The sequence below is a fragment of the Legionella cherrii genome, assembly GCF_900635815.1.
In the GTDB taxonomy this organism is placed as follows: Bacteria; Pseudomonadota; Gammaproteobacteria; order Legionellales; family Legionellaceae; genus Legionella; species Legionella cherrii.
The window spans coordinates 3,716,217-3,729,541 of record NZ_LR134173.1 but is presented as its reverse complement, the minus strand read 5'-3'; the positions used below and the strand labels follow the sequence as shown (position 1 = coordinate 3,729,541).

The following is a 13,325-nucleotide window of genomic DNA, read 5'->3' as shown; positions in this document are numbered from 1 at the left end:
TCTTTATTAGGATAAATTACTGTTGTCCAGACCGATACTCTTTCATTTGATAGTTGGGGAATACGAACGGTTTTTTGGGCATCTGCATAAGAATTGATTGATGATAAAAATAGAATAGTACCTAAGATTGAAGTAATGCTTTTCCTCATAGTTTTCTCCGTAAATTTTTGGGAGAACTATAATACATCGGAGAAGATGAATACAGGCAAAGTAAAATAAAAAATTTGCTCTTTCTTTTTAGCACCTCTATTGTTCAAAAAAAGTTAGGCACATTTCGCAACAACAATCTGCTGAATCAATTCAGTGAATAAAACATAGTTCTGAGTTTTATGAGACGTAGTCCGCCAGGCCACACCAATTTCTCGATAAGCATGATCTGTTTTTAAAGGAACTGAGACTAAATCAGTACCTGTAAGAATACCGCTGTTAATTGCAAGATTAGGTAAGAAGGTAATACCAGGCTGATGACTGACCATTTGAATCAAAGTATGTAAACTGGTTGCAAAAAAGTGATTGATTTTTTTGCTTTCTTTTAATTGACAGGCCTGTAATGCATGCCCCGTCAAGCAGTGTTCTTTTTCAAGCAGAAAAATACTGCTTTCAGGCAATTGACTGATTTCTTTGTCATAACCTTGATGTAACCACGTCTTAGGTAGGACCAGTTTAAAATAATCTTTGCATAATATTTGTGTGTGAAAATCTTGGGTTGGATAAGGAAGCGCCAAAATAACCAAATCAAGTTTACCTTCTCCCAAATAACGCAATACATTGTCTGTGGTGTCCTCTCGAATAAATAAAGCAAGATTCGGATAAGTCTTCTGACAGAGAGTTTGTAATTCACTGATTATAAAAGGTGCAATAGTAGGGATCACGCCCAGATAAAACTTCCCTTGCATTACTTTTCCTTGATTTCTTGCGTAATCCACTAAGTCGTTGCTCTGTTCAATAATTAATCGGCTACGTCGAACAATTTCTTCTCCTAAGGGAGTAAATAAAAATGTTTTATGATCTCGTTCAAGGAGTTGAGCCCCTAGTGTTTCTTCAAGGTTTGTAATAGCTGCACTTAAGGTTGATTGACTAATAAAACATGCCGCAGCAGCACGCCCGAAATGTTGATGATCGTAGAGTGTAATCAAATAATGCAGCTGCTTCATGCTTACTAATCTGCTCATCGTTTTTTCCGATTAAAGTTATCTGTTTTATTCATTTTAAATAATTATACACCATAACTATAATTTAATTGAAAAAAACGAACTGAGGAGAATTTTATGTTAACTGTTGGTCAAAAAATTCCGGAATTTTCTGTTGTTGCAGTAAAACCAGGTTTTAATCATCATGAAGAGCATGGTGAGAGCGCTTTTGAAGTAGTTACTGAAAAAAGTTTTCCTGGAAAATGGAAAGTACTTTTTTTCTATCCTAAAGATTTTACGTTTGTATGCCCAACAGAAATTGTTGAATTTGCAAAATTAAATGGTGAATTTAACGATAGGGACGCAGTGGTATTGGGTGGAAGTACTGATAATGAATTTGTCAAACTAGCATGGCGAAGAGAACACAAAGACTTAGATAAGTTAAATCAATACAGTTTTGCAGATGTTCGCGGGAAGTTAACTGATGGATTTGGCATTAGAGAAGAGGAAAGTGGTTGTGCGCTAAGGGCAACTTTTGTTATTGACCCAAACAATGTAATTCAACATGTCAGTGTCAATTCTTTAAATGTGGGTCGTAATCCTCAAGAAATATTACGTATTTTGGATGCCTTGCAAACTGACGAATTATGTCCATGTAATCGTCCTATTGGTGGCGAAACGTTATAGTTAGAGCAAAATACAGAAGCTCCTGTATTTATGGGGCTTCTGAAAAGGAGAATCCTATGTCTATAGAACAATTGAAACAAGCGATACCTGATTTTGCTAAGGATATTCGCCTTAATGTCAGTAGCTTATTTGGTAATATTCCACAATCAGGGTTAACAGAAACACAATTTTACGGGGCTGCTTTGGCTGTAGCGTACACCTTGAAAAATAAGCTCATTATTGATGCGATTAAAACAGAAGGCGGGCTCTACCTTTCTGCTGAATTGGATGATGCTGTAAAAACAGCGGCTGCTTTGATGGCAATGAATAATGTGTATTATCGGGCAATTCATTTGTCAGAAAATAAAGAACTTGCGTCAATGCCGGCAAATTTACGCATGAATGGTATGTTAAATCCTGGAGTACCTAAGGTCGACTTTGAGTTATTCGCGTTGGCGGTGTCTGCAATTAATGGTTGTGGTATGTGCATCCATTCCCATGTAAGGCAATTGCTGGAACATGAAGTCAATAAAGTCGCGGTGCAATCAGTGCTTAGAATAGCAGCAATTTTAAATGCATTGTCTTTTGTTCTATCACAGAATGAACCGTAAAAGCAGTAGATAGTCTGGGGCACGACTTGCCCCGGCAGGCTATTCAATGCTTCATTTCAAAATCACTCGTAGGTGGCGTTTTAGGCTATGTTCGCTCATTTACAATTTTCAAATCAGAAAACATATACTCCTCGCAACTTCTTTCTGCTTTAAGCGGAGCATGCCATGCATTTAAGCATCTTGCCAGCCTTCAGGCTCCAAAGGGATAAGCAGCCATAACAAGATGTAGGCTATAAATGCTGCGCCTCCAAGGAGGAAAAAGACAACAAAAATGATTCTGACCCATACCGGATCTACGCCAAAATAAACGCCTAAACCACCACATATTCCTGCGATTTTTCGATCTTTACGGGAACGCCATAATTTTTTATAAGGTTTATTCATAATTTACCTGTTTAATTTAAAGCGTATTGCTGCTTCTAAGCAACAGATTACGCGCGTGTTAACCATTTTTTCCCTTCCACAAGACGGGCAACCATCATACTGCTTACACTGTTGCATGTCACATTAAGCATAGTCGCCAATGGATCAATGATAATACTAATTGCGGCTATGATTATTAGGACTGAAGGAGGAAATCCATAGGCGCTGAGTATGAGTAATTCACCCAGCATTCCTCCACTTGGGATTGCCCCCATTACGGTACCAACGAGTAAAGAAATTCCTAAAGCAGTAAGCAGTACACCGGGGCTGGAAAAATTTAAGTGAAAGATTCCAAATAAAAAAGCAATCTTGAACATGCCACCTATTACAGAACCATCTTTATGAATGATGGTACCTAAAGGAATTACTGTTTCATAAATTTCAGGAGCGACTTGCATTTTTTTTGCTGCCATTAAATTGGCGGGAATACTGGCAGCACTGCTGCATGTGGCCAGCGAGGTAACTACAGGGAGAAAAATACTGCTCCAAAATCGTTTTATACCTTCGGTTTTCCCAGCCAAATAGGCAAATAGCGTGTAGACCATAATAAAATAAATGACGCCAAAAGTATAATAAAGAACCCCGACTCGCAGATAGTTAGCCATTAATTGAGGGCCTAGATCATGAACTAAAACAGCGAAGTAGGCAAAAAAACCAATGGGGGCATAATACATAATCAAAGAAAAAACACGCATGAAAATTTCTTCTCCGGCCTGTAAAAAATCAATGAAAATTTTTCCTTTTTCATTGGCTTTTGATGCGGATACTCCAACTAGAATTGAAAAGAGAATGAGTGCCAGAATATGTTGATGCGACAGCAGCTTGCTAAATTCAGGGACCGTAAAGATTTCCGCAATTTGATTAAAAATATTCATAGCTGAAGTTTTTTCTGGAGCATTAAGCGGTAAAATAACACCCTGGGCTGGAGGGAAAAGGCTGACTACGAAGAGTGAGTACACTGCTGCGACTATACCAGTAAATAGAAAAACAAGGGTCATATAAAAAGCGATTTTACCCAGTTTACCCATAGAACCAACCCGAGCAATTGCCGAGGTGATACTAAAAAAAATCAAAGGCACAATTGCGGTAAAAATCAGGTTGAGAAAAATCTCACCAAAGGGCTTTAAGTATGGGGTTATTGATCCCCAAAAGGAGCCCGTCAGACCACCTAGCAGAATGGCTGCAATTAAAGTAATTGGAAAAAAATAGGATCCAAAAGCTTTCTTGGTAGTCATTGGCTCTTGTCCTTAAAAAATTTTAGAAACTGTGGCTATTGTATCTCTTTGATTAGGTGATGCGCTATATCTATGTATTGCTGTGCCTTGATAATTCGCTAGACTTGGGCAAAATGAGGGGACTCTAATTTATATTTTAATTCAGATACTTATATTTATTTCTGGGTATAAAATACAATAATTGAACCAATAGTTTCCACCATGTATAATCGAGATCATTTCTAAGGTAATCCACTGATAAGGATCATTATGCCCTCAGTTAATCCTGTTGTTTATAATCAAAAGAATCTCCTATCTTGGCAAGCAGAATTAGCTGCTATTGAGCTGCAAATAACAGAGTATTTGCAATTCATTGAGGACCAGAGGCTACGCCTCGGGTCACTACAAAATGAGTTGGTTTCTCAAAATTCACTAGGCTATCAGCTTGATGTGAATATGGCTTCTTTCCAAGATATGATGGATTCAAGACCTCGTCATTATCGAAACTATACCGTAGAAACTTTTCCGTCGGAACGGAGGTCAAATCGTTTGCAAGAGCAACGGGAAGCGCTCAAAAAACGCATGAAACCTTATGAAGAAGCAATTAATAAAACTCAGGCGAGTATGGCTCAATTGCTTTCTCGCCAACAGTGGTTACAAGAGCATATTCCCGCTGCCCAGCTATTTTTACAGACGTTGCACGAAAGACCTTTAGAGTCTGTGCAGTCTTTGATAAATGAAATTTGGAAAACATTCACTCATTACGAAAATACTCATCTAATCAATCTTGCTCCACAAGTACGGATTAGCTTGTTTGCTGCTCGATATGGTCTAAATACATTGACCTCCTATGTTGAGGGATATGACCCTGCTTACACAAACTCACTCCATCGGACTAATTATCTGCGCTTGTGTGGTTTCTTATGGGATATGTACTCCAAGGTAAAACAAGAAAAGAAAGATCCTGAGTTTGAAAAGCTTTTAGGACATCTTGTTGAAAGTACCCATATGGTTCAGCAGGGTGATTTACCCGACCATATGCAAACGGGGTATAGCGCGCAAGCTTGGTTTGAAAGCAATAAACAAAATATGCCAGGTTTATTTGCAATCAAAGAACAGGATTTACCCAATCTAGAAGAGCAAATTTTTAAAAATGAATTGATTTTTATTACACAAAATAGAATCACTCAGCTGACACCACTGCAAAAGCACATCCTCAGTACAGTCAATTTAATCGACGCCGAAGTTAAAATGAAAAAGCAAAGAAAAGAAAAAATTGACTATCACTTTTATGGACGAGTGGTGTCTCTTTTAAACTCGGCTTTCGTAAATCCTGCGGATCAGCACGCTGCGAAATGTTTAGGAGAAATTGCTGAATATGCATCAGGAAGCAACTCGGTTGGAAAAAAAGTTTTAGGCGGCCTTCTGATTGCGGCTGGTTGCTTGCTGATTTGTGCCAGTGTTGCTGGTTTTTTTACTACTTTTGGCTCGAGTTCCCTACTAAGTGCGTGGGGTATTGCATTGGGACTTGGTTTGCTTGAAACAGAGCTTGTTTTCGGGGTTGCATCTTCTTTAGCGGCTGTTACGGGTATTGGCTTAACCTTTTTTGCCGGACCGAAAGCAATTGAATCGGGAGCACGTAAGGGCTTCACTCAGGAACTAAAGGATATTAAAGAAGAGTTGGAACACTACAATGCCCCGCCGTCCTATAGTGCTGTGGTATATTAATTAATTGGATCCAGCCTTTATTGCATCATGAGTCCTTAACCTATGATCTAGTAGAATGTAACAGGGGGAGCGTTAAACTGCTCCCCCTTTTTTCTCTTTATTTTCTTAGGGGAATGAAGCTTAAATATTATCTTTAAAGACTAAGACTCATTGCCCCGTGTCCCTTAAAAATTTTTAGGAGCTGTGGTTATTGTATCTCTTAGTCTAGTTGGCGTGCTGGATTGGGAATGTGTTGAAAATAAAATATAATAATTGAATAAAAAGATTGCAATATGTATAATATGCCGCATTCTGTAACAGACTTTGCAGGACCGTGATGACTTCAGTTAATCCAGTTGTTTACAGTCAAATTAACCTCCAAGCTTGGCAAAAAGAATTACCTTCCATTGAGCTGCAAATATCAGAAACTGTACAACTCATTGAGAAGCAAAGACATCTACTTAAACCATACCAAGAAGAATTAAGGGCGCTAAATGCACGTATTTCTTGGAAAAAGTACCAGATTATGCAGAGTAAGGGGCCTATCCTTAACTTTATGTATCAGACAGATCATGATAGTCCTGAAACACTTCGTTTTCGTTCAGAGTTAGAACTTTTGCAAAGTGAAAGTGATGTGCTCGAAGGACAAATGAAACCCTATGAGGAGGAAATGAGTAAGGCTCAACTTGCCCTGCGAGATTTATCTTCTCGACAAGCATGGCTAAAAGAACATATTCCTGCTGCCCAATTATTTTTAAAAATGTTACAAGAAAATCCTCAGGCGTCGGTACAGGCCTTAGTCGATAAAATTTGGCAGGCATTCATTGATTACGAAGACACTCATATGACAGGTCTTTCACCACAAGTTCGAATTAGCTTAATTGCGGCTCGGTATGGGCTGAATATATTAGTCTCCGAAATCGAGGGATTTGATGATCATTATACAAAAGTAATCCAACGCAATAACTATCTTCGCTTGTGTGGTTTCCTATGGGATATGTATTTCAAGATAAAACAAGAAGACAAAGATCCTGCGTTTGAAAAAATCTTAGCATCTCTTATTGAAAGTACGCATGTTACTCTGCATGACGATTTACCTTACCCAATTTCAACTTGTTCAAGCGCGGAGTCCTGGTTTGCAGTCAATAAACATGAGAAGCCTGAGTATTTTGCGATTCAAGAAAGGAATTTACCCCATGTAGAAGAAGAAATTTTTAATAATGGACTTTTTTTTATTAGGAAGAATCCACCTGCTCGGCCTACATCAATCCAAAAGCATATCATTAGGGCGGTCAATTTAATTGAAGCAGAAGTTAAAATAAAAAAACAAAAAAAAGAGGAAATTGATTATCATTTTTATGCGCGGGTTATTTTGATTTTGAATGATGTTTTCGATGGACGTGCAGATCACAAAACTGTAAATCGATTAGGAGCAATTGCTGAATATGCCTCAAGAAATAATTCTGTTGGTAAACACGTATTAGGAAGTCTTCTAGTAGTCTTCGGGGCATTGCTTATTGGTGCCAGTATTGCTGGTTTCATCACAACTTTTGGTTCAAGCTCCATCTTAAGTGCCTGGGGTTTTTCGTTAGGACTGAGTTTATTGGAAACAGAGTTTGTTTTAGGACTAGCTTCTTCTTTAACGGCCATTACTGGCATTGGACTTACATTTTTTGCAGGTCCTGACGCAATTAAATCAGGAACAGATTTTTCTCAGGAACTTATTAAGATTAACCAAGGGATTGAGCAGGGCGATGAGCCATCATCAAATTGTGGTGCTGTATTCAATTAAACATCCATTTTCTTCATTGCATCACGTGTCCATACCTTATACTCTAATAGATAATGGCAGGAGTTTTTGATTTGAAAAGAACTCCTTTCCTCTTTTACTTTCAAGGATGAAATGAAGATGAGGCACAAATATTTCTTTAAAGAGAAGGTATCTCCCGAGTCGCATAAGGAAAAAAATCAAGAATGTTTGATTCAAATTCCCTCAGCCAAAGATATACAGCAAATGCATGGGATGCCGGCTGGCGCTGATGAAGACCAATTCGAGCGTCTAAAGCACATGACCCAGGTGATCGCGACAACACAATCTAAAGATCCTTCCTTACCTGTTGTTACTACCGATCGTGTGGAGTTACCCGAGCACTGGAATCAATTATTTGCTGCTATGAAAAAAGGAGATGAGAACGTTGCTTTAACACTTTTTGCTGAATTTCCTGAAGAAGACCAGATTCTCCAAGCGTTATTGGCGGTGCATACATCAGAATATCTGCAGCAAATTATTCGTGATTGCATTCAAGCACAGGCCAAAGGATGGAAGCAATTAAACTCGGATATTCTTATTACTCCAGGTACGTTTGAAGTGCTGATCAAAGATATTTCGATGACTTTATTCCATTCTAAAAAAGTGCATTTTTCGTTTGGATTACCTACTCACCATGCGTTCGCTGATGAAGGTAGTGGTTTTTGTATTTTAAATAAATCAGCAGTATTACTGAAGCACATGCAGCGAAACACGAAACCGCTCAAACATATTATTGTTGGGACTGATGTAAATCGAGACAATGGTTTATGTGATATTTTAATGAATTCTGCTGCAGATATGGATATATGTCATATTGATGTTTTTGATTCAAGAGTTTATCCCTACCAAGATGAAGATTATATAACCGAACTATTTAACAAGTGTGGAAAAGATGAAGGACAGAACATTCAATCATGGCAACGAGGAGGCTTAGACTATTTTGTCGTTAATTTAAGTCGTACAACGCGTAAACCAGGTTTAGTACATCCTGCTTTGGTGTTTGCAATCGAGAAAATGGAAGAGCAAATCGAACAAGCCAAAATAAATCATCAGAAAGTGGCTCTATTTTTACCCACGGGTTGGGATTCCCATGAAGAAGAAACCGCTTATTGCGGGAAATATGTTGATGGGTATTTAATGGGCGCTACTGAGGCACGGAAAACTCGCCTTAATACAACCGACTTAACCTATTTTTATGAGAGTATTTTTAAGCTATATCGAGAAAATAAAGACCATATCGAAAAAGTTTATTGGGGATTAGAAGGAGGATATGATCGCAAAATGTATGAACAACAAATTGAATTGTTGATGTCCATTGTTTTGAACGATCTAGTCCATCAGGATACCCATCAAATGGGTAAGACTTCATCCCCCTGAACGGTTATTTAAAAGGTTCCTGATGATCCTAAAAAAGCCTAGGGTAGGTAATAAAAAGGATTGGGCAATTTAAATACTTTTTGGGCATATCCACCTTTAAGGTCACTGTATTGATCGCCTATCGATGCGACAATGGTATAGCCTTTTTCGGTGATTATTTTTCGTGTATGAGATTTAAATGGAATAATCGATTTAGAGGAGTAATTCATAGGACGCAAGTAGAGACCAGACCATCCATCATACCCTGCTTTATGCAAATTAAGCTCTGTCGCTTTACGTTCCGATTCATTTCTTCCCGTCACAAAAAACACTTTGATGCCATGATTGCGTGCATCACGATATAAGTGAAGCATGGGCTTAATTACTGGAGCATTGGCAGCCATTATGTCTTGGTGAAATAGTTTACGATTTCCACCAAAATCACGTTCAATCATGGAGTTATAATTAGAGAGGCTGGTTTCATCGATGTCTAAAACAAGCGCCAGTTTTTTATGTGGTTTTGTTTTTGATTAATTTCAGCTTGCTGATCAATATACTTTTGTGCTTTTTGAATAACTTGGGTTAACTCTTTTTGATAAAGTCCTGAGTCATGATAATTTTTAAGTTCGTTTTTTACTAAAGTCAGGTTCGGTGGCGTTGAAAAAATAGGATTTGGAAAAAGAAACGCGATACTAAGTGTGACTATGCTAAGCGATTTATTGAATAAGTGCTTCATTATCCATCCATTTTCTATTAAATGGGGGAATTATATCGTTGTTCATTTGTTTGTCAAATTAATCCTCAACTCCATCTTATTTCTATGCAAGCACTCTGTTAATCAGCGGTGCTGTGGATAGCCTGTCCATCCTCAGTTATAATGCCAGCTTATTTTTGTTTAAAACTGCCATACTATGCATTTGAAGCAATTAAAATTAGCCGGTTTTAAGTCTTTTGTTGATCCGACGGTCGTTCATTTTCCCAGCCAGTTGGTTGCAGTTGTTGGACCTAATGGTTGTGGCAAATCAAACATTATCGATGCGGTACGTTGGGTCATGGGGGAAAGCTCTGCAAGAAATTTGCGTGGTGAATCCATGACCGATGTCATTTTTAATGGCTCTTCTAATCGTAAATCAGTAGGTCAGGCTTCTGTTGAACTCGTATTTGATAACAGCCTTGGGCGTCTCACGGGTCCTTTTGCGAGCTATGGTGAAATCGCTGTAAAACGTGTAGTGACTCGGGATGGTGATTCTTCTTATTATTTGAATGGCAGCCGTTGTCGACGTAAAGACATCACTGATATTTTTCTAGGTACTGGTGCTGGAGCCCGTGGTTATTCAATTATTGGTCAGGGCACTATTTCGCAGCTCATTGAGGCCAGGCCCGAAGATTTAAGGGTATATCTTGAGGAAGCAGCAGGTGTTTCCAAATACAAAGAACGTCGGCGTGAGACCTTGCAACGCATTGATCACACACGCGAAAATTTGACTCGGGTTGCTGACATTCGAGAGGAATTGGACAAACAATTGCAACGTTTGGAACGGCAAGCCAAAGCGGCTGAACGTTATCTCATTCTCAAAGACGAAGAACAATTGTGCCGAGCAGAAATTTTAGCACTTAAATGGCATGATTTTATTGTTCAGCAAGAAGTAAAGCAACGTCAAATACAAGAATTAGCAGTGAGTTACGAACAGCAACAAAGCGCGCTTGTCAAGGCCAATAAAGAACGAGTTGAATTGAATGAAACCCTTCATGATGTTGAGGAACAAACGCAGCAAATTCAGGCCAGTTTCTATCAATTAGGCACTGAAATCGCTCGTTTGGAAGAAACCATACAGCAGCAAACGCGTGAAAAGAAACGTTTGGAGCAGGATCAACAGCAAATGCAAGATGATTGGCAGATTGCTGAACAACAACTCAAAAGCGATAAAGAGGCGTTGCTTCATTGTCAGCAGAATTCGTACGATCTCGAAAAGCGACTTGAACAATTAAGGGATCAATTTAAAGAACTGGAAGTGGATTGGCAAGATACCCAAACGCAACAGGCAGAATGGGATCTGCATTGGCAGGAAGTCCAAACTCAAACAAGCAATTTGAAAAGAGAGTTCCAGGTGACTGAGGTTAACGCGCGCCATTTGGAAGAAAAATATCAACAAACACTTTTAAGATTAGAAAAGCTTCAATTAGAGCAAGAAACTATTTCAGTAACGGATTTACAACAGACTCGAAATCACTTAGAAGAACAGCGCATTAAATTAATTGCCGATCACGAGTTTGATGCTTTGCAACTCAAACAAAGCCAGGAAAACACAGAACAATTACGTGGCAAATTGCAGAACATCGAGCAGCAGCTGCATGTGTTGCAGGATGATTTCCATCATGCAAACAGCGAATATGCCGCATTAATGGCGGCGCAACGGGCAGCGCGCCAAGGAATGCAACGCAGCAAAAATGTAATTAAAGAATGGTCAGAAAAACCTCGATTGATGGATATTTTACAAGTGGAAACGAAATGGCAATCTGCTTGTGAACGGGTACTCAATGAAGCATTACATGCGTATGTTCTGGAATCTTTTGAAGAGTTATGGCCGCAACGCGCCATTTGTGAACGACAAGGCGAAAATATTGTTACCCTCCGAAACATCAATCTTAAAGCCAGTTCTTACCCTCGTCTTATTGATAAAATTAAAGGAACCATTCCAGCAAATGCTTATCCATTGGAACATATCTATGCTGCGGAACATTTTGATGAAGCATTAAGTTGGTTGCCTGCGTTGGCGGTGCATGAATCGATTATAACGCCCGATGGCTTTTGGTTAGGCCAAGGATGGGTGAAATTCGTTACTCCAGAGACTCAGGATGAGTTGGGTTTGTTGGCACGTCAACAAAAAATTACTGAACTCGCTGCAGTTGTTCAGGAGTTACAAGAGAAAATTGAGGTCATAAGGACTGAACGTGATGATACCCATCAGCAGTTACAAAAAAGTTTAAAAGACATTGAATTACATCAGTTGAACGTCAATGCCAGTAATGACGCATTAAGAACTAATAGTGTGGCATTGAGTGCCAACGAGCAAACGATTCTGCAGGCTGAAAAACAAGCAACATCTTTAGCGTTCGAATGTGATGAATTGAAACTTACTTTGGAAGAAACAGCAGCAGAACAATGTACTATAAAAGAAAAATTACATTATTTAGAAGAGCAATGCCAAGTATATGAGCAGCAACAGGAACACTGCCTGCAAGAAAAGCAAAACAGGGTGCAAACATTGGCATCAAAAAATAAGCAGTTGGAAGAGTCTCGAGTTGTACTGCATCATGCGGAACTGGAATACGATAGAGAAAAAAATAAAATACAGCAACTCAATGATCGTATTCAGCGAGAACAAGAACGTTTAAATGTTTTGCAAGAGCGTTTGGAACATATCGCAATGCTTTGCTTGCAAACAGAAGGTCCCGGGGAGGAACTCAAAGAGCAACTGGCCCAACAATTGCAAAAACAGGGTGAAATAGAATTGCAGCTCACTTTGAGTAGAGAACAATTATCACAGCTGAGGATAGCGCTTGAAGAGTGCGAGAAAAATATTTTAAACTGTGATTTTGAGGTAAAACGTATCCAAGAGCAAATAAGCAATACCCGCATGGAAGAACAGGCTTTGGCGGTACGCGCCAGTTCAGTACAAGAGTCCCTTGATGAGTCGGGCTTGCAGGCACAAGCATTACTTGAGCAAATACCTACAGGTGTGACTCAGGCGATGCGTGAAGATGAATTAATTGCTCTTTCTGACAAAATTAAACGTTTGGGAGCTATTAACCTTGCTGCAATTGAAGAATTTACTACGGAACAGCAACGTAAAGTATATTTGGATGAGCAGTATGATGATTTAACTCAAGCATTGGCCACTCTAGAAACGGCCATTGAAAAAATGGATAAAGAAACTCGTTCACGTCTGGAAAATACTTTTAACGAAGTCAATTCTTCATTTAAGGCACTTTTCCCACGTTTGTTCGGTGGTGGAAGAGCGCAGCTCGAATTGACTTGTGATAATCTGTTGGAAGCTGGTATTGTAGTAATGGCACAACCCCCGGGAAAACGAAATAGTACCATCCATTTGTTATCCGGAGGAGAGAAGGCAATGACTGCAGTAGCATTAGTTTTTGCTATTTTTCAGTTAAACCCTTCTCCATTTTGTATGCTAGATGAAGTGGATGCACCTTTAGATGATGTAAATGTGGGGCGTTTTTGCGCTTTGGTGAAAGAAATGTCACAATTCGTACAGTTTCTCTTTATTACACATAATAAAGTTACAATGGAATTAGCAGATCATTTGATTGGGGTAACTATGCGTGAACCTGGAGTGTCTCGCTTGGTTGCGGTTGATGTAACACAAGCTTTGGCTATGGAGTAAAT

11 protein-coding genes are annotated in these 13,325 nt (G+C 39.0%); 6 read left to right on the top strand and 5 right to left on the bottom strand.

All coding sequences use genetic code 11. The annotated features are described in order from the left end of the window. Positions 1-263: 263 nt before the first annotated feature. A complete protein-coding gene (locus EL022_RS16015; RefSeq protein WP_028380941.1) occupies positions 264-1,172 on the bottom strand; it encodes a hydrogen peroxide-inducible genes activator in 909 nt (302 codons plus the stop codon). A 96-nt stretch (positions 1,173-1,268) separates the two neighbouring features. Between EL022_RS16015 and EL022_RS16010 the strand changes: the two genes are divergently transcribed. Together EL022_RS16010 and EL022_RS16005 are read left to right on the top strand one after the other, a co-directional pair. Further along, entirely contained in the window at positions 1,269-1,817 is a 549-nt protein-coding gene (locus EL022_RS16010) for a peroxiredoxin (protein ID WP_028380942.1), read from the top strand. Positions 1,818-1,873: 56 nt separating this feature from the next. Continuing rightward, positions 1,874-2,407, top strand: a complete 534-nt coding sequence (locus EL022_RS16005; protein WP_028380943.1) for a carboxymuconolactone decarboxylase family protein — start codon at positions 1,874-1,876, stop codon at positions 2,405-2,407. Positions 2,408-2,578: 171 nt separating this feature from the next. On the opposite strand, the gene EL022_RS16000 is transcribed toward EL022_RS16005, so the two are convergent. Together EL022_RS16000 and EL022_RS15995 are read right to left on the bottom strand one after the other, a co-directional pair. Continuing rightward, a complete protein-coding gene (locus EL022_RS16000; protein WP_028380944.1) occupies positions 2,579-2,791 on the bottom strand; it encodes a PspC domain-containing protein in 213 nt (70 codons plus the stop codon). A 47-nt stretch (positions 2,792-2,838) separates the two neighbouring features. After that, the gene (locus EL022_RS15995) at positions 2,839-4,065 is read right to left on the bottom strand and encodes a dicarboxylate/amino acid:cation symporter (RefSeq protein ID WP_028380945.1); all 1,227 of its coding nucleotides are present in this window, start codon (positions 4,063-4,065) and stop codon (positions 2,839-2,841) included. 249 nt (positions 4,066-4,314) lie between these two features. Between EL022_RS15995 and EL022_RS15990 the strand changes: the two genes are divergently transcribed. From EL022_RS15990 to EL022_RS15980, 3 genes are all read left to right on the top strand, one after another. Next, positions 4,315-5,772, top strand: a complete 1,458-nt coding sequence (locus tag EL022_RS15990) for a hypothetical protein (RefSeq protein ID WP_028380946.1) — start codon at positions 4,315-4,317, stop codon at positions 5,770-5,772. A 316-nt stretch (positions 5,773-6,088) separates the two neighbouring features. Next, positions 6,089-7,543 carry a hypothetical protein gene (locus EL022_RS15985; protein ID WP_051544443.1) on the top strand — a complete coding sequence of 485 codons (1,455 nt, stop codon included), beginning with the start codon at positions 6,089-6,091 and terminating at the stop codon, positions 7,541-7,543. Between the two features lie 117 nt (positions 7,544-7,660). Next, positions 7,661-8,938: an acetylpolyamine amidohydrolase gene (locus EL022_RS15980; protein ID WP_028380947.1), complete on the top strand. Its 1,278-nt coding sequence runs from the start codon at positions 7,661-7,663 to the stop codon at positions 8,936-8,938. Between the two features lie 38 nt (positions 8,939-8,976). Here the strand turns inward: EL022_RS15980 and EL022_RS16550 are convergent, their stop codons facing one another. Together EL022_RS16550 and EL022_RS16545 are read right to left on the bottom strand one after the other, a co-directional pair. Next, positions 8,977-9,405: an HAD family acid phosphatase gene (locus EL022_RS16550; RefSeq protein WP_338418474.1), complete on the bottom strand. Its 429-nt coding sequence runs from the start codon at positions 9,403-9,405 to the stop codon at positions 8,977-8,979. A 2-nt stretch (positions 9,406-9,407) separates the two neighbouring features. Further along, on the bottom strand, positions 9,408-9,653 hold the full coding sequence (locus tag EL022_RS16545; protein ID WP_241972208.1) for a hypothetical protein: 246 nt from the start codon (positions 9,651-9,653) through the stop codon (positions 9,408-9,410). 175 nt (positions 9,654-9,828) lie between these two features. Here EL022_RS16545 and smc point away from each other — a divergent pair, with 175 nt between their 5' ends. Further along, entirely contained in the window at positions 9,829-13,323 is a 3,495-nt protein-coding gene (smc, locus tag EL022_RS15970) for a chromosome segregation protein SMC (RefSeq protein WP_028380949.1), read from the top strand. Positions 13,324-13,325 lie beyond the last annotated feature (2 nt).

Excerpts from the sequence above, each read along its gene's own strand:
- EL022_RS16015 (WP_028380941.1), bottom strand. The coding sequence starts at position 1,172 with ATGAGCAGATTAGTAAGCATGAAGCAGCTGCATTATTTGATTACACTC.
- EL022_RS16010 (WP_028380942.1), top strand. The coding sequence starts at position 1,269 with ATGTTAACTGTTGGTCAAAAAATTCCGGAATTTTCTGTTGTTGCAGTA.
- EL022_RS16005 (WP_028380943.1), top strand. The coding sequence starts at position 1,874 with ATGTCTATAGAACAATTGAAACAAGCGATACCTGATTTTGCTAAGGAT.
- EL022_RS16000 (WP_028380944.1), bottom strand. The coding sequence starts at position 2,791 with ATGAATAAACCTTATAAAAAATTATGGCGTTCCCGTAAAGATCGAAAA.
- EL022_RS15995 (WP_028380945.1), bottom strand. The coding sequence starts at position 4,065 with ATGACTACCAAGAAAGCTTTTGGATCCTATTTTTTTCCAATTACTTTA.
- EL022_RS15990 (WP_028380946.1), top strand. The coding sequence starts at position 4,315 with ATGCCCTCAGTTAATCCTGTTGTTTATAATCAAAAGAATCTCCTATCT.
- EL022_RS15985 (WP_051544443.1), top strand. The coding sequence starts at position 6,089 with ATGACTTCAGTTAATCCAGTTGTTTACAGTCAAATTAACCTCCAAGCT.
- EL022_RS15980 (WP_028380947.1), top strand. The coding sequence starts at position 7,661 with ATGAGGCACAAATATTTCTTTAAAGAGAAGGTATCTCCCGAGTCGCAT.
- EL022_RS16545 (WP_241972208.1), bottom strand. The coding sequence starts at position 9,653 with ATGAAGCACTTATTCAATAAATCGCTTAGCATAGTCACACTTAGTATC.
- smc (WP_028380949.1), top strand. The coding sequence starts at position 9,829 with ATGCATTTGAAGCAATTAAAATTAGCCGGTTTTAAGTCTTTTGTTGAT.